This window comes from Streptomyces daliensis, from assembly GCF_054782395.1.
Genome location: NZ_BAAGSO010000094.1, coordinates 256,808 through 279,123 on the forward strand (window position 1 = coordinate 256,808; position 22,316 = coordinate 279,123).

Genomic DNA, 22,316 nt, shown 5'->3' on the forward strand with positions numbered 1-22,316 from the left:
AGGCCGAGTGGCGGGCGGCGTCAGTCGCCCGACGAGTCCTCGGCCAGCCCCTCCGTCATGGCGGTGGTGTTGGCGCGCATCATCTGGAGGTAGGTGCCGGCGCCCTTTCCCGGCGCGGTCAGCGACTCGGAGTACAGCTCGACGACCCGCACCCCGCCGCCCATCTCCTTGCGCAGCACCTCGGCCAGGCGCTTGGGCCGGGAGGCGTCGGCGAAGACGGTCCGCACCCCCGCCTTCCGCATGGCCTCGGTGAAGGAGCGCAGGTCGGAGGAGCTGGGCGAGGCCAGGGTCGTACCGCTCGGGATCACCGCGCCGACGACCCGGAAGCCGAAGCGCTCGGCGAGGTAGCCGAAGACGTGGTGGTTGGTCACCAGCGCGCGCCGCTCCTCTGGTATGCGGTCGAAGGACTTCTCCATCCAGGTGGTGAGGCCGGCCAGGCGCTTGTCGTAGCGGGCGGCCCGGGCGCGGACCGCTGCGTCGTCCACACCCGCCACGTGCTCGGTCACCTGCCCGGCGATCAGGTCGGCGGCCTTGCGTACGCGATCGGGGTCTGTCCAGAAGTGCGGGTCGGGCTGCCCGGCCTCCTCCTCGGGCCCTCCGCCCCCCTTCACCTGGAAGGTGAGCGGGTCCACCGCCTTCCCGGCCTCGAAGGTGGCGACCCCGGACTGCCGGGCGTTGTCGACGTGCCGCAGCACGTTCTCCTCCAGGCCGAGCCCGTTGTAGACCACCAGGTCGGCCCGCTCCAGCTCGGCGGCCTGCACGGCCGAGAGGCCGAAGGAGTGGGGGTCCGCGTTCGGCTTCATCAGGACGGTGACCTCGGCCTCGTCACCGACGACCTGCCGGGTGATGTCGCCCAGGATGTTGGTCGTCACGACCACCTTGGGCCGCTCGTCACCACTCGTGCAGGCGGTCACCGCACCGGCGGGGAGCAGGGTGAGCAGGGCCAGCAGCAGGGCGCGTTGCCAGCGCGGCCGTGCCGAGGGCGCTGACGGTGCGGACGTTGCGGACGGTGCCGAGAGTGCGGACGGTGCCGTCGCGGGGCTCATCGGCCGGTCTCCACCATGAGGCCGGGCGCGATGCCGACGTCGAAGGAGCGCGCGATGCGCAGGTCGTCGTTGTAGTCGATCTCGTGGACGCGCTTGCCCGCCGGGTCGTTGACGTACGCGCGGCTGCGGTCCACCTCGATGACAGGGCCACCATCTCCGTCTTCTCCGTCACCGACGGCGCCCTTCTTCTGACCACCTGTCAGGAGAGGCTTGGTCTTCGCCACTTCCTTCCCGGTGCCGATGTCGTAGCCCCGCAGCGTCCCGTCGTCGCGGAGAGCCAGCAGCGGGGAGCCCTCGCCCGCGGTGTTGGCCGCGACGACGGGCCCGGTGTCCACCCGTGTCCACTCTCGCTTCGTCACGTCCAGGACCCGGACCGCGCTGTCCCCGGCCAGCGCCGTGAGGGTGTCGCTGCCGGAGCGGTGCCGGAACTCCGTGGCCCGCTCCTTCTCGGGCACGTCCTCGTCGTACGGGATGCGCTCGGCCGTGAAGGTGCCGTCGGACTCGTCGACGAGCAGTGCGCCGTCGGCGCATCCGAGCACCACTCCGCGCCGGGTGACGGCGTCGCCTCGCGGCTCCTCGCACTTCTCGTCGAGCGACGCGACACGCTTGCCCTTGCGGTCGAGCACCACGGGCTTCGTCTTCCCGTCCTCCTCGGAGAAGGCGAGCAGATGCTCCTCGTACGGCACGACCGCACCGGCGTACGTTCCCGGCAGCGTGCGGGGCGACGGGATCTTCCCGTCCTCCAGTCCGGCCCTGCGGTAGAGCCGGACCCGGCCGTCCTCGCCGGTCAGCGCGGTCACGGCGATGTCGCTGCGGACCTGCGAGCCCGTGCCTCCGGGGAGCTTTCCGACCTCGCGTATCGCCGCACGGTAGTAGTGCACGTGGTCGCCGTGGTCGACCATCCAGGAGCCGCTGTCGAGGACCTGGGTACTACGAGAGGTGTGAAAATAGCCGAACCGGCCGTCCGTGGTCAGCTCGGCGCCGCCCGCGACCCTCGGGACCTTGTGCTCCTTCCCCGTGATCAGGTCGAGCACCCGGGTGTCGCCGGTCCCGGGGTCGCTGAGCAGCAGTCGCGACTGCTGCTCGGCCGCCTCCTTCGCGCCCTCGACATACCCGTGGGGAGCGGACGACGAGGGGTTCGCGGCCGGGGCGGACTCCTTGTCCTCCCCGCCCGCACAGCTCGTGACCAGCAGCGCGGCGAGCACGAGTACGGCCGGTACGGCCGGTTTCGGGGGAGAAAATCTTCTTCGGACGGTCGGTCGGGGGGATCGCCTCATCAGGTCCTCTTCAGCGAACTGTCGGGGGTGGGGGAAGGCACTGCCATACGTCGCGGGGCGCGGTGACGGAGGCCGGATGCCACATGGGAGAGGAAGAACAGGCTCACCGCGAGAGCCGAGACGGTCGCTCCGGCGGCGGTGCTCAGATGCCAGGACAGGAGCAGGCCGCCGAATGTGGCGGCGGCCCCAAGGAGCGCGGCCAGCACCATGACCCCTCGCACGCTGCGCGCCCACGGCAGGGCCGCCGCGGGCGGAGCGATGAGCAGGCCGAGGACCAGAAGCGTTCCCACGATGTGGAACGAGGCCACGATGGCCAGGGCCAGCAGTCCGAGCAGGACGCCATGCGCCAGGCGCGGGCGCAGGCCGAGCGTCCGCGCCTTGCGCGGGTCGAACGCGAGGGCCAGGAAGGCCCGGTGGCCGAGTGCCGAGACGGCGAGCGCCAGCAGCAGCGCCACTCCCAGCAGCACCAGGTCCTGCTCCCTGACGGCGAGCACGTCGCCGAAGAGGAAGCCGGTCAGGTCCACGGCGAAGGACTGCGAACGCGACACGATGATGACACCGAGCGAGAGCATGCCCACGAAGAGCAGGCCGATCCCGGTGTCCTGGGACAGCCTCGGTGTGCGCCCGAGTGCGGTGACACCGGCCGTCATGACGGCCGCGCTCGCCACGGCGCCCACGAGCAGGTTGCCGCCGAGCAGCGCGGCGAGCGCGACCCCGGGCAGCAGACCGTGGGACATGGCGTCGCCGAGGAAGGCCATCCCCCTGAGCACCACCCAGGTTCCGGCCAGCGCGCAGATCGCCGACACCAGCATTCCGCCCCATAGGGCCCGCTGCACAAAGGTGACCTCAAAGGGGCCCGTCAACCACTCCATGCAAACACACTATAATGAAAACCATGTTCACTACACCGGGGTCCCTGTCGAAGATCGCCGAGGACGGGGAGGCACGCGTCCGCTTCACCGGGCTGTGCGCGGGCTATCCAGGGCGTCCCGTGCTGCACCAACTCACCGCGGATATCGTGCCGTTGACCATGACGGCGCTCGTCGGCCCGAACGGGAGCGGGAAGTCGACACTGCTCGCGGTCCTGGCCCGTGTGATCGGCGTGACATCGGGAGAGCTGCGGTTCGGCGGTCACAAGGCACCCGCGTTCGTGCCGCAGCGCGGGGCCGTCGGTGACGCGCTGCCGTTGACGGTCCGGCAGACCGTCGAGATGGGGCGCTGGGGCGAGCGCGGCCTGTGGCACCGGCTGACGCGGCGGGACCGCGCGACGGTGGAGGCGGCGATGGAGCGGCTGCACATCACCGACCTCGCCGGACGCCAGCTCGGAGAGCTGTCCGGCGGGCAGCGCCAGCGCGCGCTGATCGCCCAGGGGCTGGCCCAGGAGTCGGACCTCCTGCTGCTGGACGAGCCCACCACAGGGCTCGACCCGGAGGCCAGGGAGCGGATAGCGGTGCTGCTGACCGAGCTGGTCGCCGACGGTGTGACCGTCGTCCAGGCCACGCACGACCTCAAGGCCGCCCGCTCGGCGGACTCCTGTCTCCTGCTGCGCGACGGGAAACTGGTGGGCCAGGGCCCGCCCAAGCGGGTCCTCACCACGGAGACGCTGGCCCAGGTGTGGCAGCCCGCGTGAGACGGACGGAGCGGACGTGAGCGGACGTGAGACGGGGGCCACACCTCGGCGGCGGCGTCACGTCTAGGGTGCTGCGAGACACGACATGATCCTGAACGGAAGAAGCACGCGTGAACGTCGCCGCACATCTCGACGCGCTCCAGGCCGACCTCGTACGCCGCAACCCCGGCGAGCCGGAGTTCCACCAAGCGACCCAGGAGGTGCTGCACGCGCTCAAGCCGGTCCTGGCCACGCGCCCCGATCTGCTGGAGGCGCGCATCGTCGAGCGGCTCTGCGAGCCCGAACGGCAGGTCATCTTCCGCGTGCCATGGGTCGACGACACGGGAACGGTGCAGGTCAACCGCGGGTTCCGGGTGGAGTTCAGCAGCGCGCTCGGGCCGTACAAGGGCGGGCTGCGCTTCCACCCGAGCGTCACCTCGGGCGTCGTGAAGTTCCTCGGCTTCGAGCAGATATTCAAGAACGCGCTGACAGGGCTGGGCCTGGGCGGCGGCAAGGGCGGCAGTGACTTCGACCCCAAGGGCCGATCCGACGCCGAGGTCATGCGCTTCTGCCAGTCCTTCATGACCGAACTCCACCGCCACCTCGGTGAGAAGACCGACGTTCCGGCCGGGGACATCGGTGTCGGCGGCCGGGAGATCGGCTATCTCTTCGGGCAGTACAAGCGGCTCACCAACCGCTTCGAAGCGGGGGTGCTGACGGGCAAGGGTGTGGGCTGGGGAGGCTCGCACGCCCGCACCGAGGCGACCGGCTACGGCGTCGTCCACTTCCTCCAGGAGATGCTTGCCACGCGCGGGCTGTCCCTGGAGGGGCGCGGTGTCGTCGTCTCCGGGTCGGGCAATGTCGCGCTGTACGCGATCGAGAAGATCCAAGCGCTGGGCGGCAAGGCCGTCGCGTGCTCGGACTCCTCCGGCTACATCGTCGACGAGAACGGCCTCGACCTGGACCTGCTGAAGGAGATCAAGGAGGAGCGCCGGGGACGCCTCACGGCGTACGCCGAGGCCCGGCCCGGCGCCGTCCACTCCGAGCGGGGCAGTGTGTTCGACGTTCCCTGCGACATCGCCCTGCCGTGCGCGACGCAGAACGAACTCGGTCAGCAGCACGCCGTCGCGCTCGCGAAGAACGGGGTGCTGGCCGTCGCGGAGGGCGCCAACATGCCCACCACGCCCGAGGCCGTCGAGGTGCTGCGTCAGGCGGATGTCCTCTTCGCGCCCGGCAAGGCGGCGAACGCGGGCGGCGTGGCGACGTCGGCGCTGGAGATGCGGCAGAACGCGTCCCTCCAGCAGTGGTCCTTCGAGCGGACCGAGACGGAACTCGCGTCCGTCATGCGCGACATCCACGCGCTGTGCCGCACCACGGCGGACACCTACGGGGACGCCGACGACTACGTGCTGGGCGCCAACGCGGGCGGCTTTCTCCGGACGGCCGAGGCCATGGCGGCGCAGGGCGTGGTCTGACGCCCCTCCGGCACGCGCCGACGCGGCCTTCCGAGACCGCCGGGGCGACGGGGTGACGGGCGGTGGCGCCTCACGGGGCCACCGTGCCGTCAGCCCGGGGAGACAAAGCCGGACTCGTACGCCGCGATGACCGCCTGAGTGCGGTCCCGCGCCCCGAGCTTCGCCAGCACGGAGCTGACGTGCGACTTGACGGTCTCGGTGCCCACCACCAGGCGCGCCGCGATCTCCGCGTTCGACAGGCCGCGCGCCATGAGACGCAGCACCTCGCCCTCCCGGTCCGTGAGCGCGGCGCGTTCAAGGACCGTACGGGCAGCGGCGTTGCCGCCGTCCGCGGCGGCGTTCTCCCCGTACGCCGCCGCCAGCCTCCGTACGGCGGCGGGGAACAGCAGCGAATCGCCCTCGGCCACCAGCCGCACGGCGTGCACGATCTCCGCCGGGCGTGCCCGCTTGAGCAGGAACCCGTCGGCGCCCGCGCGCAGCGCCCCGTACACGTACTCGTCGTTCTCGAAGGTCGTCACCACGACGATCTTCGGCGGGTGCGGCACCGTGCGCAGCACCGCCCGGGTGGCTTCGATGCCGTCCATCAGCGGCATCCGGACGTCCATGGCCACGACATCGGGGCGCAGTTGCCTCACGAGCGGGATGACCGCGGCCCCGTCGGCCGCCTCGCCCACCACCTCGATGTCCGGCTGAGCCTCCAGCACGGCGCGCAGGCCCGCCCTGACCAGGGGCTCGTCATCGACGAGAAGCACGGTGAGCGGCGGCATACGGGCAGCCTAGGCGGTGTGGAACCGGGACGTGCCCGATGGCCTCTGGAGCACCGGGGACACGGGACGCGGTAGACCGGACACGGGAGACACCCCGGTCACCGCAGCGGCAGATCGACGTGCAGCAGCCACTGTCCGTCCTCGGGCCCCGCCCGTGCCTCCCCTCCGAGCAGCGCGGCACGCTCGCGCACCCCGCGCAGTCCGCTGCCTCCGCCCGTGCCGGTGGCCGCGGCCGCCGCGGCCAGCGGATTGCGCACCTCCAGCCGCAGCCGCGCCTCTTCCACCGCGACGCGGACGCGGACCGGTACCGGGCCCGCGTGCCGCAGCACGTTGGTGAGGGCCTCCTGGAGTATTCGATAGCCCTCGCGGGAGACGGGGCCCGCCACCTGTTCCAGCGGTCCGGTCACCTCGGCATCGACCTGCGCGCCCGAGGACCGGGCGGAGTCGAGCAGGCGGTCCACCTCGCCGAGGGCCGGGCGGGAGCCGAGGGGCGGTGGTATCTCGCGGAGCACCATCAGCACCCGTTCCAGATCCTCCAGCGCTGCCCTGCCCGTCTCCTCGACCGTCTCCAGCGCCCGGTCGGTGAACTCCGGATCGGCTGCCGTCCTGGCGGCGCCCGCCTGCACCACGGCGAGCGTCAGGGCGTGGCCGATGGAATCGTGCAGCTCACGGGCTATGCGGTTGTGCTCCAGCATCCGCTCGGTGCGCTCCTCCAGTTCGGCCAGGCGCTCCTTGGCCGAGGGGCCGAGCAGCCGACGGGCGGCCATGGCCATGAGGGCTCCGGCGCCGACGGCCACGGCGACCGTCAGCAGCACGATCACCGGCACCAGCAGGCCGTAGGCCCAGCCCGTCCCCGGGAGCCGCACTATCGGGTCTGCGACATCGGCCCGGCCCAGGGCCGCGCCCGTGAACGTCAGCGAGAATGCCATGCCCTGCCCCGTGACCAGGGCGACGATGAGTCCCGCCTCCAGACGCAGCACGAGCCACACGGCGGTCCTCGCGCGGTCACGGAGCGAGGCGGAGGGAACGGCGGAGACCCCCTGATCCGCGTCGCTCCGCACCCGTGCGTGCGGTCCGGGGAACAGCATCAGCCGTGCCTGGAGACCTTCCGCCCTGCGCACCACGGGCACCATGGCCGCGAGCAGGGCCAGAGGGACGGGCACTACGGCGATCACCCAATCGTCCGGTGAAGGGCTGTTCAGGCCCGGCCAGATCGCGGCGCAGACGAACGGCACGACCGAACTCGCCAGCAGATGAAGCCAGCGGGTGTAGGTGACCGCACGCGTCAGCGGCGAGAGAAGGCCCGGCATGGCCTCATCGTGGCAGAACGGGCGGTACGGCGACTCCCCCTCGCGGGGGACACGACCCCCTCCCCCTGGGGATGTAGGGGATCTCCCGCACGGCCACGCTGAGGCCATGACCATCAACCTCGAAGACCTCACGAAGGAGTACGGCGGCACCCGCGCCGTCGACAGCCTGACGTGCACCGTCGCACCGGGCCGGGTCACCGGGTTCCTCGGCCCGAACGGCGCGGGCAAATCCACCACGATGCGTCTCGTGCTCGGCCTCGACCGCCCCACCTCCGGCACCGCCACCGTCGACGGCCGTCCGTACGCGACGCTCCACGAACCCCTCCGTACGGTCGGCGCGCTGCTGGACGCGCACGCGGCACACGGCTCCCGTACCGCCCGCGACCATCTGCGCTTCCTCGCCGTCAGCAATCGCATACCGGCCCGCCGCGTGGACGAGGTGCTGGAGGAGACCGGTCTGGCCACGGCGGCGCGCCGACGCGTACGGACGTTCTCGCTCGGCATGCGCCAGCGCCTGGGCATCGCCGCCGCGCTGCTCGGGGACCCGCACGTGCTGCTGCTGGACGAGCCGTCCAACGGTCTCGACCCGGAGGGGATCGTCTGGATCCGCGAGTTGCTGCGGCGGCTCGCCCGCGAGGGGCGCACGGTCCTGGTCTCCAGTCACCTGATGAACGAGACCGCGACATTCGCCGACCACCTCGTCGTCCTCGGCCGGGGGCGGCTCCTCGCCGACCTCCCCATGCGGGACTTCATCGCCCGGCACAGCAGCCCGCGCGTGCGTGTGCGCACCGGCGATCCGGTCCGGCTGCGTGCCGCGCTACTCGCCGAGGGGCACACGGTCGTGGAGGACGGGGAGAGGGAGGGGGAGGGGGACGGCGGCAGGGACGAGGGCGTGGGCAGGGGCGGCCGGTGGGTCGTCGAGGGTGCCGGCGCCGAGGAGGTCGGGGCCGTCGCAGCGCGCGAGGGCATTCCCGTCGTCGAACTCGCCGACGAGCGCGCGTCCCTGGAGCAGGCGTATCTCGCGCTCACCGCGGACGAGGCGGAGTTCGCCACCCCCACCACCTCCCCCACGTCCACATCCGCGCCCCCGGTCACCACGCAGGAGGTCTGACGATGTCTGTCACCGCGGTGCTCCACTCCGAGTGGATCAAGATCAGATCGATCCGTGCCTGCCTCGGTTCCCTCCTCTCGGTCTTCGTCGCCACACTCGCGATCACCCTGCTGGTCTTCGCCACCGTCGGCCAGGCGGGGAAGCTCGGCGGCGGGGACCCCCTCTTCGGGGCCTTCTACGCGATCAACTTCGCGCAGATCGCCGCTCTCGCCTTCGGCGCCACCGCCGTCTCGTCCGAGTACGCGAACGGCGCGCTGCGGATCTCGCTGTCCGCCGTGCCGGTCCGGGGGCTCTTCTACGCGGCCAAGACGGCCGTCGTGGTCTGTTCAGCACTCGCCGTCGGACTCGTCACGGCCTTCGCCGCCTTCTTCACCGGGCAGGCGTTCCTCGGCGAGGACGCCATCGGCCCGGGCGAACCGGGCGCGCTGCGGGCCTGCTTCGGCGCGGGGCTCTACCTCGCCCTGATGGCCTCGTTCGCCGCCGGGCTCACCTTCGTGCTGCGCAGCGCCGTCGCGGTGCTGAGCCTGCTGGTGCCCTTCCTGCTGATCGTGTCCTTCGTGGTCGGGGACCTCGCCGGTGACGCCGCCGCCTATCTGCCCGACCGCGCCGGGCAACAGATACTGCACCAGCACCCGGACGGCGTTCTCGGGCCGTGGACGGGCCTCGCGGTGACCGCGCTGTGGGCGACTGCCGCGCTGCTCGCGGGCTGGTGGGCTGTTCACCGGCGCGACGCGTGACAGATGACAGGTAACCGATAACAGATAACAGATGACAGATAACGCGTAATGGGTGACAGACGACGTGTCCGGTGCCTCTGTCAGCGTTCCAGGATGCGGCCCAGCCACTGGAGCCGCGCGCGGCGTGCGTCCTGGGAGAGCCGGGCGTGGGGCGCCATCTGGTCGAAGCCGTGGAAGCCGCCCGCCCACACATGCAGTTCGGCCTCGCCGCCCGCCTGCCAGATGCGCGTGGCGTAGACGACGGCTTCGTCGCGGTAGGTCTCGGCCGAGCCCACGTCGATGAAGGCCGGGGCCAGCCGGGAGAGGTCCCGGGCGCGGGCGGGGGCCGCGTACGGGGACACCTGCTCGGTGCCGCGTGCCTCGCCGAGCAGGGAGGACCAGCCGACGTGGTTGGCGCGCCGGTCCCACAGCCCGCGCCCTTCGAGCTGTCGCGCTGACGGGGTGTCGTTGCGGTCGTCGAGCATGGGGCACATCGCCAACTGGCCGACGATGGCCGGGCCTTCGCGGTCGCGCGCCAGCAGGGCCAGCGCGCAGGTCAGGCCGCCGCCCGCGCTGCCGCCCGCGACGACGATCCGCTCGGGGTCGCCGCCGATCTCCGTGGCGTGCCGCGCGGTCCACTCCAGTCCCGCGTAGCAGTCCTCCACCCCGGCCGGGTAGGGGTGTTCGGGGGCGAGCCGGTACTCGACGGACACCACCACAAGGCCCAGCGGCACCGCCCACTCCTCCAGGAGGCCCGCGAGTCCGGCGCGGCTGCTGCCGCCGATCATCCCGCCGCCGTGCACGTGGTAGACGACGGGTGCGCCGGGCTCCAGCCCTGCGGGCCGGGCGATCACCAGGGGGACGTCGGGAGCCCCCTCGGGGCTTGGCACATGACGCTCCGTCACCTCGTAGGCGCCGTCGGCCCGCAGTTCCTCCAGCGTCGGGTCAGGGGCGAGCTGACCGAGCCGCGCACGCCATGCCGGGACTTCGGCGGGCGACGCGGGTGCGGCGTCGCGCAGCTCTCCGATGTCGTCCAGTACGGGTGCGAGCTGCGGGTCGAAGGGGGGCGCGGGCAGCGGTCCCGCAGGGTTCGCGAGTCCGGGGTCCGGAAGGCCGGGAGTGCGGGGGCTCTCGCTCATGGTGCGTTTCTCCAGGGTGGGGGGGTGCTCCGCCGCGGGCACGGTCACGGCCGGGCCCGGCGCCGCTGGCCGCGCGACCACGCGGCCACGCCCTCGCGGACCGGAGGACGATCATCGCCCGTGGCCCGTGCACGCGTCCAGGAAGTTTGGCCGGGCGACGGGCGGCGGCCACGGAAGAGGTACCGGAAGAGGTACCGGAAGAGGTACCGGAAGAGGTACCGGAAGAGGTACCGGAAGAGGTACCGGAAGAGGTACCGGAAGCCCGGTCCACCGGCCGGAACCGGTGATTCTGCCGATGCCACCCCGCACACGCGCCCCCACGCTGTGAGGATGGACGCTCACGGCGTGGCGGGCGCGTTACCCCGCCTCAAAGGGCTCAGAACCGGAGCCGTACTGGCGGCGGTCGTCGCGGTACTGGCGACCTCGCTGCTCGCCCTCGAACCCGCGCGGGCGCAGGCGGCGCAGACCGGCTTCCACGAGGTGCGCGACTTCGGCAGCAACCCGGGCAACCTGAAGATGTTCGCGTACGTCCCGGAGAAGGCGCGGACCGGCGCGCCCGTCGTGGTCCTCTTCCACCACTGCGGCGGCGCGGCGCGGGATCTGGACGTCAACACGGGGTGGCGCAAGTACGCCGACGCCTACGGGTTCACGATCGTCTTCCCCGAGCAGAAGGACGAGAACGTCGGCTCGGGCGGCATCGTGCCGCACAAGTGCTTCAGCGCGTGGAACGAGGCCGACCGCACCCACGACGGCCGGGGCGAGGCCCGCTCCGTGATCGAGATGGTCGACTACATGAAGGCGAACTACGCGGTCGACGCGAACCGCGTCTACGCCACCGGGTACTCGGGCGGTGGCGCCGCGACGAACGTGATGCTCGCCGCTTACCCGGAGGTGTTCAAGGCGGGCGCGGTGTTCTTCGGCATGGCCTACGGGTGCGCCGACAACGAGGACGACTACTTCGACACCGGCTCCCTCGCGCCCTGCCCCGGCCGCTTCAACACCCTCGACGCCGAGGAGTGGGGCGACAAGATCCGCTCCGCCTACCCCGGGTACACCGGCCCGCGGCCCCGTGTGCAGATCTGGCACGGCGGCTCCGACCCGCTCATCAACCAGAACTCGCTGGAGAAGCAGCGCGACGGCTGGACCGACACGCTGGGCCTCTCGCAGACCCCGTCCGCCACCTCGCGCCCGGCCCTCGGCGTGACGAAGCAGGTGTACGGCAGCGGGCAGGTCGAGACGTATCTGATCAACTCGATGGGGCATGAGCCGCCCATCGATCCCGGCACCGGGATCGACAAGTGCGGCACCCTCGGCCAGGGGCACGACTCGCTGTGCGGCCCGTACTACGCCGCCAAGTTCTTCGGTCTCGGCGGCTGAGCCGCCGGACCGGAGTGCGCCGGTACCGCGGCCTCGCCCCGCCCCGCGGTACCGGCAGTTACGTCCGACTTCTGGCGATACCGGCTCCGGCGCCTCCCCTGTGTCCCGCGTGTCCTGCGTGTCCGCGCAGATCAGCGCAGGTCAGCGGGCATGGCCCAGGGCGCGTGCTGCCTGGGTGCGGCGCACCCAGGCAGCACGCCGGGCCACCGCATACCGTGGGCACATGGCCGACAATCACCTGGGAGACTTCCTGCGCGCGCGGCGCGCCGACCTCCAGCCGCAGGACGTGGGCATGGCGAGCTACGGCGCCCGCAGGGTCGCCGGGCTGCGCCGCGAGGAGGTGGCCGTACTGGCCGGTGTGAACGCCGACTACTACACCCGGCTGGAACAGGGCCGCGAGCGCAACCCCTCGCCCCAGGTGATCGAGGCGCTCGCCCACGCCCTGTGTCTCGACGCGGACGCCCGCGCGCACCTGTACCGGCTGGCCGGGGCGGTGCCGGACGACCGGCCCGGCGCCCGCACGCCCGAGCGGGTCGGTCCCGCGCTGCGCCAGCTGATGGACGGCTACCCGAACACTCCGGCGCTCGTCATGAGCCGGACCCTGGACCTCCTCGCCACCAACGCGCTGGCCGACGCCCTCTACGCGCCGTTCGACCCGGTGGACAACCTGGCCCGCATGACGTTCCTCGACCCCGTGGGCCGCGACTTCTACGCGGACTGGAACAGGACGGCCGAGGCCACCGTCGCCAATCTGCGCCAGGCGGTCGGGTTCGAGCCGGACAACCCGCGACTGAACGAACTCGTCCGCACCCTCGGCGCACACAGCCCGGAGTTCTCCCGCCTCTGGAACGCACACACCGTGCGCGGCAAGACGCGGGACGCCAAGCACATCCTCCACCCCGACGTCGGCCCGCTCGCTCTCACCTACCAGACGTTCGACGTACGCGACGCGCCCGGCCAGCAGCTCGTCATCTACCACGCCGAGCCGGGCAGTTCCAGCGCCGAGGCCCTGCACCTCCTCGGCTCCGTCCACGCGACCCGGCGCCAGACCGAGGAGCCCCGTCACCGCCGCTGACCGGCCGGTCCGGAGCGCTACGTGCCGCCATGTGGCGCTACGTACCGCTCCGAGCCCTGTCACACGGTGTGGTCACCCGGCGAGCGCGGCGGCACCGGCGCGGGCGAACTTCTCGTCCAGGTCGCCGGACGGCGCACCCGCGACACCGACACCGGCGACCGGCGCGTCCTTGGCGGTGACCGGGACACCGCCGGGGAGGAACAGGGTGCCGGGGATGTCCTTGAGGGTCGGCGCGTTGTCCAGGCGCTTGACCAGCTCGGAGGTCGGGGCGTTCCAGGAGACGGCGGTGTACGCCTTCTTCTCGGCGGACTCGTAGGACTGCGGACCGGCGCCGTCGCCGCGCAGGGTGACGAGGGTGTTGCCGTCGCGGTCCACGACGGCGACGGAGACCCGCTGGTTCTCCTTCTGCGCGGCCTTGAGCGCGGCCTGGGCCGCCTCGGTGGCGGCCCCGATGCTCAGGTGGGTGGACCGCACGAGGCCCGCGCTCTTCGCGTCGGACTTGGCCGCGCCCTTCGCGGCGACGGCGGCGGTCTGGACGGCCGGGGCCGGGGAGGACGCGCTCGCGGACCACGCGCCGAAGCCGCCGAGGGCGACGGCGGCGGCCAGCGCGCCACCGGTGACGACTCGGGTGCGGCGGGAGACCTTCATGGCGTGCTTCACGGTGTGCTTCATGACTGCCGACTCCAGGTGTTCATGGGGACGTTCCGAGGTGACGGAGCAGTGGTGGCGGAAGGGGTCGCGCCGCCTGCTCCGAGATCCATCCTGGGGCCGCTTCCGCCCGGTTCCCGTCGTCGTACCGGCTGGATGCGGCATGCCGTCCGGGCGACACCGGGGTCAGCCGATCGGATGACCCCGGCGCGGCCCGGCCGGGGGACAATGAGGGTGTTTCCCCAGCTCAGGTGGTACGGGTGCGGGCACGGGTACGGGTATGGAGACGGCCCCGGCCGGCTCGGCGCGTCCAGGAAGGCGGTGCACGGTGCACGCGGAAGAGCGAGTGCGCGACGTCGATCCGGACGCCCGGTGGCTGGCGGCCGTCATGCACGTGACGTTCTTCCTGCTGCTCGGCTCGTCCATGGCCCGCTTCGTGCAGCGGCACGGCGGCGAGGTACGCGCCCCGTGGGTGATCGCGCTGGCGGTGGTGCTGGTCGTGCTGTACGCGGCGGGGCCCAGCCGGGGCGCCCCCGCGGTTCCGCCGCTGCCGCCGGGCGGCAGGGTGCCGTGGCCGCCGGTCCGGCGCCTGATCTGGCTGGGCGCTGTCGTCGCGGTGTGGGCGGTGCTGGTGGAGCTGGCGCCGAGCTTCGCCTGGGTCGCGGTGCCCCTCTTCTACGCGGCGCTGCGCACCCTGCCGCCGCTGGCCGCCTACGTCCTGGTCGGCGTCCTCACCGTCTTCGTGATCATCGCGCAGTTGACCCTTGCCCGGCGGTTCGACCTGGACACGGTGGTCGGCCCGGCAGCCGTCGCCACCTTCGCCACCGCGATCTTCGTCTATATGCGGCGGCAGGCGGCCCGGCAGCGGTCCCTGATCGACGACCTGGTGCGCACCCGTCGCGAACTCGCCGCCACAGAACGCCGCGAGGGCACCCTCGCCGAGCGCCAGCGCCTCTCGATGGAGATCCACGACACCCTCGCCCAGGGCCTGTCCAGCCAGCGGATGCTGCTCCAGGCCGCGGACCGCACCTGGGAGGCCGATCCGGACAAGGCACGCGGACACGTCCGTACCGCCGCGTCGATCGCCGAGCACAATCTCGCCGAGGCCCGCCGCTTCGTGCACGACCTGGCCCCCGTCGACCTCGCCCGGGGCGGCGGCCTCCCGGAAGCTCTGCGTACGCTCGCGGCGCGCGAGAGCGACGGCGGCCTCACGGTCCGCGTCCGCGTCGAGGACCCCTCGGCGCACGATACCGCGCTCACTCCGCCTGCCCCGCTCCCCACGCCCACCCCGCTGCCCGACCGGGTGCGCTCCGGCCTTCTCCGTATCGCGCAGGGCGCCCTCGCCAACGTGCGCGAACACTCCGGCGCGCGCACCGCCGCGCTCACCCTCACCGTCCTCGGCGACCAGGTCGTCCTGGACATCGCCGACGACGGCTGCGGCTTCGACCCGGCGACGCTGCGCGAAGCGCCCACCGGGACACGCGGCCACGGCCTCCCCGCGATCCGCGCCCGGGTCAGGCAACTGGGCGGCACCCTCACCATCGAGTCGGCACCCGGCGAGGGCGCCGTCCTGTCCGCCGCGATCCCCCTGGAGCCCCCGCAGTGAACACACCACCCCCGGCCACGAACACCGCCACGCCTTCGGCCCACGCGTCGGCCCCGGTGCGGATCCTGGTGTGCGACGACCACGTGGTCGTACGGGCCGGGCTGCTGGCCCTGCTGGACAGCGCGCCGGACATCGAGGTCGTCGGGGAGGCGGGCACCGGCGAGGAGGCGCTCGCGCTCGCCGCGAAGCTGGGCCCCGACGTGGTCCTCATGGACCTCCAGCTCGGCGGCGGCATCGACGGCGTGGAGACCACCCGCCGCCTGACCAGCACCGACACCGGCACCGGCACGGACGCCGACACCGACACCGGCACCGGCACCCGTCGGACCCCCCACGTCCTGGTGCTCACCACGTACGACACGGACGCCGACGTCACCCGCGCCATCGAGGCGGGCGCGACCGGCTATCTGCTGAAGGCCGAGCACCCGGACGAGCTGTTCGCCGCGATCCACGCGGCGGCCCAGGGCCGCACGGCGCTCTCGCCCCCGGTCGCCGGGCGGCTGATGGCCAACATGCGCGCCCCGCGCCCCGCCCTCACAGGCCGCGAGCGCGACATCCTCGGCCAGCTCGCCCGGGGCCTGGGCAACCGCGACATCGCCAAGGCACTGTTCATCAGCGAGGCGACGGTGAAGACCCACCTCGGCCGCATCTACGACAAGCTCGGTGTGGACACCCGCGCCGGAGCGGTGGCGGTGGTCAAGGAGCAGCGCCTGCTGTCCTGACGAAGCGTCTGCCGCCCTGACGAGGTGTCAGTGGCCGCCGGTGAGTTCGCCGCTGAGCTTCTCGTGGATGCGGGCGCTCGGCTCGTTGAGGCCGATGATCTCGACGGTCTTGCCGTACTGCGCGTACTTCGTTCCGATGGTGTCCAGCGCCGCGACGGACGAGGCGTCCCAGATGTGCGCGTCGGTCAGGTCGATGACGACCTTCTCGGGGTCGTCGGCATAGCGGAACCGCCCGACGAGGTCGTTGGAGGAGGCGAAGAACAGCTCACCGGTGACGGAGTAGACCACACTGCCGCCCTCGGGGTCGGTGACCGAGGTGACGTGTGCGAGGTGGGCGACACGCTTGGCGAAGATGACCATCGCCGTGACGGATCCGACGACGACACCGATGGCGAGGTTGTCCGTGGCGACCACGCAGGCCACGGTGACGACCATGACGGCGATCTCTCCAGCGGGCATCCGCCGCAGGGTCCCGGGCGCTATGGAGTGCCAGTCGAAGGTCGCGTAGGACACCATCACCATCACCGCGACCAGCGCTGCCATGGGGATGTCGGAGACGACGGGCCCGAAGACGATGCACAGCACCATCAGGAACGCGCCCGCCAGGAACGTGGACAGGCGGGTGCGGGCGCCTGACACCTTCACGTTGATCATCGTCTGGCCGATCATCGCGCAGCCGCCCATGCCGCCGAAGAGACCGGTGACGATGTTGGCGACGCCCTGGCCGATGGACTCGCGGGTCTTGGAGGAGTGGGTGTCGGTGATGTCGTCGACCAGCTTTGCGGTCATCAGCGACTCCATCAGGCCCACCAGCGCCATCGCGAGCGCGTAGGGGGCGATGGTGGTGAGGGTGTCCGCCGTGAACGGCACGTCAGGCAGCCCGGGCACCGGCAGGGAGGAGGGCAGCTCGCCCTTGTCGCCCACGGTCGGCACCGCGATCCCGGCGGCGACGGTGATGACGGTGAGGACGACGATGGAGACCAGCGGGGCCGGGACCACCTTGGTGACGCGCGGGAAGAACACCATCAGCGCCAGCCCGCCGACGATCAGCGGGTAGACGGGCCAGGGCACGTCGTGCATCTCGGGCACCTGGGTCATGAAGATCAGGATGGCGAGGGCGTTGACGAAGCCGACCATCACGCTGCGGGGCACGAACCGCATCAGCTTGGCGACACCGAGCGCGCCGAGGACGATCTGGAAGACACCGGCCAGGATGACCGCCGCGACCAGATACCCGAGGCCGTGCTCGCGGTTGAGCGGGGCCATGACCAGGGCGACCGCACCCGTCGCCGCGGAGATCATCGCGCGGCGGCCGCCGACGACCGAGATGGTCACGGCCATGGTGAAGGACGCGAACAGGCCGATCGCGGGGTCGACCCCGGCGATGATCGAGAACGAGATCGCCTCGGGGATCAGCGCGAGCGCGACCACCAGACCGGCCAGGATCTCGGTGCGCCAGGCCTTCGGCTCTGACAGCCAGCCGGGTCGCAGGCCGCGCAGGCGCGCGGCCGGGGACGGAGCGGACGTGGACAAGAGGCAACCTGTCGTTCTCGGGCACGTCAGGCATCACCCTGGACGTGCGGAAAGGCGCGGAGCGGCCGGTGCGGCCGGGCGGCCGTCCGTGGAACCCGCGTGCGTCGGTCTTCGCCGGCCGCGTCCTCGGCCCCGGCACAGCGAAGGTCGCGAGAGGCACCCCGCACCATGGAGCGGGCGGCACACGGGCCTCGGCACCAACGGACCCTACCCTAACGTTACGGTAGAGATCGCGGACGGTCACCGTGACCGCGGCGAGCGAGGACGAGGGACGAGGAAGGCGGGCGCGTGAGCGGCGAGCACATGCAGATCGGCGAGGTCGCGGCACGGACCGAGCTGTCGCTGCGCACCATCCGGCACTACGAGGAGACGGGCCTGGTCGTCCCCTCCGCCCGTTCCCAGGGCGGGTTCCGGCTGTACAACGAGGCCGACGTCGCCCGGCTGATGGTCATCCGCCGCATGAAGCCGCTGGGTTTCAGCCTGGACGAGATGCGCGAGCTGCTCGCGGCCACCGACCGTCTCGACTCCGGCGAGGAGCTGTCGGCCGCGGAGCGCGAGGAACTGGTGGAACGGGTGCGCGGCTTCGAGGAAGCCGCGCGGCAGCGGGTACGGGATCTGCGCACCCAACTGGCGCGGGCCGAGGAGTTCGCCGCCACGCTGCGCGCACACCTCACACGGGCTCCCGCCCCCTGACGCGACCGCGCCGCCGCGTCACACCACGTCCGCTCCCCCTGACACGTCGGCGGAGACGGCGGCCTGTGCGCGGCGGCCGCCGCCTCCGTCCGCTGGTGACGGCGTACGGGTCGGTTACGGCGTACGGCGGCGGAGCAGCCAGAAGGCGGCCAGCGTGGCAACGGCGGCCAGGGCGAGGAGGAAGCCGGTCTCCGCGAGCTGCGCGGGCCAGTAGTGGGAGGCGGGGCGGGCGCCGAGGCAGGCGTCGACGGAGTACCGGAACTCGGACTGGTTCCACTCGCACGGCCTCACCGTGTACCCCCAGGGGCCCTCGCCCTTGCCGACGGAGGTGACGGCGGGCCAGATCCGGGTGCGCCACGGGCCGATCAGCCAGGCGACGGCCCAGGCGGCCACGGCGCCGACGGCCAGCGCGCCCAGTGCCCTGCGCACCAGCAGACCGGCGAGCGCGCCGAGGGCCAGGCCGAGCAGCGTATACGCGACGAGCGCCGGGCCGACGGCGAAGTAGAGGTCATTGGCCTCGTAGCCCGCGGTGAGCAGGTGGTGGTCGGCGGCCCAGTCGAGGAGCCCCCGGTACAGGACGACGAGGAGGCCCGTCCCCACGGTCAGGAGGACGGCGGGGACGGCGAGCTTCTCCGCGAGCCACCTGACGGGGCGGACGGACTGGGACCAGGCCAGCCCGGCGGTGCCGTTCTCCAGCTCGCGGCCGATCAGCGCGGCGCCCGCCCAGGCGGCCACGACAGGTGCGAGGTTGCGCAGGAACGAGCCCACGCCCATGAGGTTGCGCTGGAAGGCGTAGAAGTCCTCACTCGCGGGGGTCAGGTTGCAGGCGCGGTGGCCGGGGGTGCCGCAGCCCGCCTGCAACTGCACGGCTGCCGTCGCGTCCGGGCCCAGGCGCAGCCAGAGGAGGGCGCCCGCCGCGATGACGACGAAGGCGGTCCAGATCCACAGCGCTGTGCGGTGCAGCCGGAGTATCGCCCACAGTCGGCCGGGGCGTGCCGTGTCCGTGCGGCCCGGCGCTGACGCGGGGGTCTTGGTGGTGCTCATGCGGGGGTCTCCTGCGAGGGTGCGGACTGTGTGTGCGGGGAGGTGGTGGGCGTGGTGGGTGTGGCGCTCTCGGTGAGGAGGGCGGGGGCCTGCGGGTGGCGCAGGTGGGCCAGGATGACTTCCTCCAGGGAGGGGTGCTCGGCAATCCAGTCGCCGCCGATGTCCCCGTGTGCGCCGTCGTCGCCGTGTTGGCCGTCTTCGTCGTGCGGGTGCGTGCGTACCAGCGCGGTGCGGCCACGGCCCGCCGGGCGTTCCTCGATGACGGTGTGCCCGCCGAGGTCGGCCGTGGCGGGCACGGTGAGCAGGGTGTGGGCCGCCGTGATCTCGTCGGTCTCGCCGCCGAGCCGGACGCGGCCGCCGCCCAGCAGCAGGAGGTAGTCGCAGGCACCCTCCAGTTCGGTGATGACGTGTGACGACATCACGATGGTGGTGCCGTGCTCGGCCGCCTCCGCCATGAGCGCCCCGGTCAGCTCCTGGCGGACCAGCGGATCGAGGTCGGACATCGGCTCGTCGAGCAGCAGCAGCTCGGCCCGCTTGCCGAGGGCGAGGGCGAGCGCGACGCGGGTGCGCTGGCCGCCGGAGAGCGTCCGCACCTTCGCTTCGGGTTCGGGGCCGCCCTCGCCGTACGCGATGCGTTCGGCCACCCGCTGGTCCCACCTGCCGGTGGAGCGGTTGAGCGCGGCGCCGAAGCGGAGCGTCTCGGCGACGGTGAGGTGCGGGTGCAGCGGCTTGTCCTGGGCGGCGTACGCCATACGGTCGCGGGCCTCGGCGGGTGTCCCTCCCAGGACGGCCAGGGCGCCGGTGGTGGGGCGCAGCAGCCCGGCGGCCAGGCCGAAAAGGGTGGACTTGCCCGCCCCGTTCGGGCCGACCACGGCGCACACCCGGCCCTGCGGGAGCCGGAAGGAGCAGTCGGTGAGGACGTCCTGTTTCCGGCGCGGGTACCGCGAGTAGGACATGCCGAGTCCGGTCGCCTCAAGGGCGGGCGCGGCGCTGTTCATGAGTTCTCCTGGGGAAAATGATCGTTCAGCACGGAGTCGAAGAGGGCCGCCATGTCCTCCCGGTCCAGGCCCCCCTCGGACGCGCTCGCCACCCAGTCCGCCAGGCCCTGGCGGTAGGGGGAGTCCGCGGCGGGGGAGGCGCCGAGCGTCTTCCGTATGAAGGTGCCGAGGCCCCGGCGGGCCTCGACCAGTCCCTCGCGTTCCAGCTCCCGGTACGCCTTCAGGACGGTGTTCGGGTTGATCGCGGTCGCCTCGACGACCTCACGGGCCGTGGGCAGCTTGTCACCGGGTTCCAGCAGGCCGAGGCGCAGAGCTCGTCTGGTCTGCTGGACGATCTGGAGGTAGGTGGCGACGCCACTGCGGCGGTCGATACGGAACTCGATGGTTCCCGACGCGGCCACAAGCTTCCCCCTTTCACTAGGCAAGTAGTGAAAGGGTGTGCCAAGGGGGTCGCGGATGTCAACTTCCACGAGACGAGGGCGGGGGCCCTGGTGTGTCGGTGATGCTTGGCGCATGCGCACCCTCGTCCTCCTCCTCGCGGTCTGCGCCGCGCCCGCCACCATGGCCGTGACCTCCCACGGTCAGGACGCGGTGACCGCAGCGATGGCCGTGCCGTTGCTGGCCGTCGCGGCGAAGGTGTGCGGGCGGTGGCCGCTGGCCGCGATGGCCGTGCCGGTGGCGATGGGCCTCGCGACGAACGTCGAGCTGCTGGCCCCCGCGTACTGGCCCGCGCTGGTGCTCTTCGGTTTCCTGGCGGGCCGGCGCATGCCGTCGGGGCGGTCGGCGCTGGGGTTCTTCGGGGGCGTAGCCACCGTGGGGCTGCCGCTGTGCGCGTTCGTGGAGCGGGAGTTGTGGGCCTGGCCGACGCAGCTCCTGGCACTGCTGCTCGCCGTGGTGATGCCATGGCTGCTGGGGCGCTACCGGCGGCAGTACGCGGAGCTGACCAGCACCGGCTGGCAATTGGCCGAGCAGTTGGAGCACCAGCAGCGGGCCGCCGCCGAACGGGCGCGGCTGCGGGAACGCGCCAGGATCGCGGGCGACATGCACGACTCGCTCGGACACGATCTGACACTGCTGGCCATCCGCGCCGGGGCACTCCAGGTCGATCCGACGCTCGGGACGCGCCAGCAGGCCGCCGCGGCGGAGCTGAGGGAGGCGGCGGCAGCGGCGACGGAGCGGCTGCGGGACATCGTCGGCGTGCTGCGCGCGGAGGATGACGGGGAGCGCGCGGCGGGCTTCCCGGATGAGCCCGCGGCCGGTCGCCCGGAGGAGACGGTCGAGGACCTGGTCAGGGGCGCGTGCGACGCGGGTCTCACCGTCACGCTCGAAGGCGGCCACGAGGCGCGGGCGCTCACCGGGACGGCCGCGCGCGCCGCACACCGTGTGGTGCAGGAGTCCCTCACCAACGCCGCCAAGCACGCACCGGGTGCCGAGGTGCGCGTACGTGTGCGCGCACGGGTGACCGGCGGCGCGGACGTCCGCACGGTCACCGTCACCAACGGCCCCGCGCCAGACCGCCGTTCGGCAGAACCGCGCCGGCCGTCCGCCGCGCACACCGCCACCCCGCTCACGGTCGTCTCGGGTGGGGCCGGGCTCGTCGGCCTGGACGAACGCGTCCGCCTCGCGGGTGGCACCCTCGGCGCGGGCGGCACGGCGGAGGGCGGTTTCGAGGTCACCGCCGAACTGCCCGTCGGCGCCGGACCGCCCGTCGGCGGCGAGTTGCCGGCCGGTGGCGAGGACACCGCGCCCGCCGCGACGACGCGCCGCCATCCGCGCGGTGCGCCCACCGCCTCCTCGCGGGAGCTGGAACGGGTCAGGCGGCGCGTGCGCCGCAGCCTGGCGCGTACCGTCCTCGCACCGCTGGCGGCGGTCGCCGGGATCGCGTTGCTGATGGCCCCGGTCGGTCTCGTCAGCTCCTCCCTGTCGGTACTGGAGCGGGCCGACTACGACCGGCTGCGCCCCGGCACCTCGCGGGCGGCCGTGGAGGCACGGATGCCCATGTTCACCCGGGACGGCCCGCCCGACGACGCACCGCCCGTCCCGCGTGGGCAGCGCTGTGTGTACTACAGCACCGGCCTCAACTCGTCGGACGCCTACCGCCTGTGCTTCGCGGACGGCGTCCTCGTCACCGCGTCCCGTGTCGGCCGGGCCGCACGCTGACGGGAGCGAC

Annotated in this window: 21 protein-coding genes; 10 read left to right on the forward strand and 11 right to left on the reverse strand. The window is 72.5% G+C overall.

The genetic code is table 11. The annotated features are described in order from the left end of the window. Positions 1 to 20 precede the first annotated feature (20 nt). Genes aztC through aztB form a run of 3 tightly spaced genes read right to left on the reverse strand, consistent with a single transcriptional unit; the run spans position 21 to position 3,195 of the window. Positions 21 to 1,046 carry a zinc ABC transporter substrate-binding protein AztC gene (gene aztC / locus ACYVOO_RS23655; RefSeq protein ID WP_461017691.1) on the reverse strand — a complete coding sequence of 342 codons (1,026 nt, stop codon included), beginning with the start codon at positions 1,044 to 1,046 and terminating at the stop codon, positions 21 to 23. Next, positions 1,043 to 2,323 carry a hypothetical protein gene (locus ACYVOO_RS23660; protein WP_461017692.1) on the reverse strand — a complete coding sequence of 427 codons (1,281 nt, stop codon included), beginning with the start codon at positions 2,321 to 2,323 and terminating at the stop codon, positions 1,043 to 1,045. The genes aztC and ACYVOO_RS23660 overlap by 4 nt, the downstream gene beginning before the upstream one ends. After that, complete coding sequence (gene aztB / locus ACYVOO_RS23665) at positions 2,323 to 3,195, reverse strand: zinc ABC transporter permease AztB (protein ID WP_461017693.1); 873 nt, start codon at positions 3,193 to 3,195, stop codon at positions 2,323 to 2,325. The genes ACYVOO_RS23660 and aztB overlap by 1 nt, the downstream gene beginning before the upstream one ends. A 14-nt stretch (positions 3,196 to 3,209) precedes the next feature. Between aztB and aztA the strand changes: the two genes are divergently transcribed. Together aztA and gdhA are read left to right on the forward strand one after the other, a co-directional pair. Beyond that, positions 3,210 to 3,953, forward strand: a complete 744-nt coding sequence (aztA, locus tag ACYVOO_RS23670; protein WP_461017694.1) for a zinc ABC transporter ATP-binding protein AztA — start codon at positions 3,210 to 3,212, stop codon at positions 3,951 to 3,953. Between the two features lie 110 nt (positions 3,954 to 4,063). Continuing rightward, entirely contained in the window at positions 4,064 to 5,407 is a 1,344-nt protein-coding gene (gene gdhA, locus ACYVOO_RS23675; protein ID WP_461017695.1) for an NADP-specific glutamate dehydrogenase, read from the forward strand. 89 nt (positions 5,408 to 5,496) lie between these two features. On the opposite strand, the gene ACYVOO_RS23680 is transcribed toward gdhA, so the two are convergent. Together ACYVOO_RS23680 and ACYVOO_RS23685 are read right to left on the reverse strand one after the other, a co-directional pair. After that, complete coding sequence (locus tag ACYVOO_RS23680) at positions 5,497 to 6,174, reverse strand: response regulator transcription factor (protein WP_461017696.1); 678 nt, start codon at positions 6,172 to 6,174, stop codon at positions 5,497 to 5,499. Between the two features lie 98 nt (positions 6,175 to 6,272). Then, positions 6,273 to 7,484: a sensor histidine kinase gene (locus tag ACYVOO_RS23685; RefSeq protein WP_461017697.1), complete on the reverse strand. Its 1,212-nt coding sequence runs from the start codon at positions 7,482 to 7,484 to the stop codon at positions 6,273 to 6,275. 106 nt (positions 7,485 to 7,590) lie between these two features. Here ACYVOO_RS23685 and ACYVOO_RS23690 point away from each other — a divergent pair, with 106 nt between their 5' ends. Both ACYVOO_RS23690 and ACYVOO_RS23695 read left to right on the forward strand, forming a co-directional pair. Next, on the forward strand, positions 7,591 to 8,595 hold the full coding sequence (locus ACYVOO_RS23690; protein ID WP_461017698.1) for an ABC transporter ATP-binding protein: 1,005 nt from the start codon (positions 7,591 to 7,593) through the stop codon (positions 8,593 to 8,595). A gap of 2 nt (positions 8,596 to 8,597) precedes the next feature. Beyond that, complete coding sequence (locus ACYVOO_RS23695; RefSeq protein WP_461017699.1) at positions 8,598 to 9,332, forward strand: ABC transporter permease; 735 nt, start codon at positions 8,598 to 8,600, stop codon at positions 9,330 to 9,332. Positions 9,333 to 9,412: 80 nt separating this feature from the next. On the opposite strand, the gene ACYVOO_RS23700 is transcribed toward ACYVOO_RS23695, so the two are convergent. Then, positions 9,413 to 10,450, reverse strand: a complete 1,038-nt coding sequence (locus ACYVOO_RS23700; protein WP_461017700.1) for an alpha/beta hydrolase — start codon at positions 10,448 to 10,450, stop codon at positions 9,413 to 9,415. Between the two features lie 330 nt (positions 10,451 to 10,780). Here ACYVOO_RS23700 and ACYVOO_RS23705 point away from each other — a divergent pair, with 330 nt between their 5' ends. Further along, on the forward strand, positions 10,781 to 11,827 hold the full coding sequence (locus ACYVOO_RS23705; protein WP_461017701.1) for an extracellular catalytic domain type 1 short-chain-length polyhydroxyalkanoate depolymerase: 1,047 nt from the start codon (positions 10,781 to 10,783) through the stop codon (positions 11,825 to 11,827). Between the two features lie 223 nt (positions 11,828 to 12,050). Continuing rightward, positions 12,051 to 12,902: a helix-turn-helix transcriptional regulator gene (locus tag ACYVOO_RS23710; RefSeq protein WP_461017702.1), complete on the forward strand. Its 852-nt coding sequence runs from the start codon at positions 12,051 to 12,053 to the stop codon at positions 12,900 to 12,902. 72 nt (positions 12,903 to 12,974) lie between these two features. Here the strand turns inward: ACYVOO_RS23710 and ACYVOO_RS23715 are convergent, their stop codons facing one another. Then, positions 12,975 to 13,574 (reverse strand): GlcG/HbpS family heme-binding protein, encoded by a 600-nt coding sequence (locus ACYVOO_RS23715; protein WP_461017703.1) that lies wholly within the window; start codon positions 13,572 to 13,574, stop codon positions 12,975 to 12,977. Between the two features lie 364 nt (positions 13,575 to 13,938). Here ACYVOO_RS23715 and ACYVOO_RS23720 point away from each other — a divergent pair, with 364 nt between their 5' ends. After that, a complete protein-coding gene (locus tag ACYVOO_RS23720; protein ID WP_461018104.1) occupies positions 13,939 to 15,156 on the forward strand; it encodes a sensor histidine kinase in 1,218 nt (405 codons plus the stop codon). Then, positions 15,153 to 15,878, forward strand: a complete 726-nt coding sequence (locus tag ACYVOO_RS23725; protein WP_461017704.1) for a response regulator — start codon at positions 15,153 to 15,155, stop codon at positions 15,876 to 15,878. The genes ACYVOO_RS23720 and ACYVOO_RS23725 overlap by 4 nt, the downstream gene beginning before the upstream one ends. Before the next feature lie 27 nt (positions 15,879 to 15,905). Here the strand turns inward: ACYVOO_RS23725 and ACYVOO_RS23730 are convergent, their stop codons facing one another. Continuing rightward, positions 15,906 to 17,411: a SulP family inorganic anion transporter gene (locus ACYVOO_RS23730; RefSeq protein ID WP_461017705.1), complete on the reverse strand. Its 1,506-nt coding sequence runs from the start codon at positions 17,409 to 17,411 to the stop codon at positions 15,906 to 15,908. A gap of 288 nt (positions 17,412 to 17,699) precedes the next feature. Here ACYVOO_RS23730 and ACYVOO_RS23735 point away from each other — a divergent pair, with 288 nt between their 5' ends. Next, positions 17,700 to 18,104, forward strand: coding sequence for a MerR family transcriptional regulator (locus ACYVOO_RS23735; RefSeq protein WP_461017706.1), 405 nt, complete (start codon positions 17,700 to 17,702; stop codon positions 18,102 to 18,104). A 114-nt stretch (positions 18,105 to 18,218) separates the two neighbouring features. Here the strand turns inward: ACYVOO_RS23735 and ACYVOO_RS23740 are convergent, their stop codons facing one another. Genes ACYVOO_RS23740 through ACYVOO_RS23750 form a run of 3 tightly spaced genes read right to left on the reverse strand, consistent with a single transcriptional unit; the run spans position 18,219 to position 20,547 of the window. After that, the gene (locus ACYVOO_RS23740) at positions 18,219 to 19,148 is read right to left on the reverse strand and encodes a hypothetical protein (protein WP_461017707.1); all 930 of its coding nucleotides are present in this window, start codon (positions 19,146 to 19,148) and stop codon (positions 18,219 to 18,221) included. Further along, positions 19,145 to 20,146: an ABC transporter ATP-binding protein gene (locus ACYVOO_RS23745; RefSeq protein WP_461017708.1), complete on the reverse strand. Its 1,002-nt coding sequence runs from the start codon at positions 20,144 to 20,146 to the stop codon at positions 19,145 to 19,147. The genes ACYVOO_RS23740 and ACYVOO_RS23745 overlap by 4 nt, the downstream gene beginning before the upstream one ends. Continuing rightward, positions 20,143 to 20,547 carry a GntR family transcriptional regulator gene (locus ACYVOO_RS23750; RefSeq protein WP_461017709.1) on the reverse strand — a complete coding sequence of 135 codons (405 nt, stop codon included), beginning with the start codon at positions 20,545 to 20,547 and terminating at the stop codon, positions 20,143 to 20,145. Before ACYVOO_RS23750 ends, ACYVOO_RS23745 begins: the two co-directional genes overlap by 4 nt. A gap of 112 nt (positions 20,548 to 20,659) precedes the next feature. Here ACYVOO_RS23750 and ACYVOO_RS23755 point away from each other — a divergent pair, with 112 nt between their 5' ends. Continuing rightward, the gene (locus ACYVOO_RS23755) at positions 20,660 to 22,306 is read left to right on the forward strand and encodes a histidine kinase (protein WP_461017710.1); all 1,647 of its coding nucleotides are present in this window, start codon (positions 20,660 to 20,662) and stop codon (positions 22,304 to 22,306) included. The last annotated feature ends 10 nt before the right edge of the window (positions 22,307 to 22,316 follow it).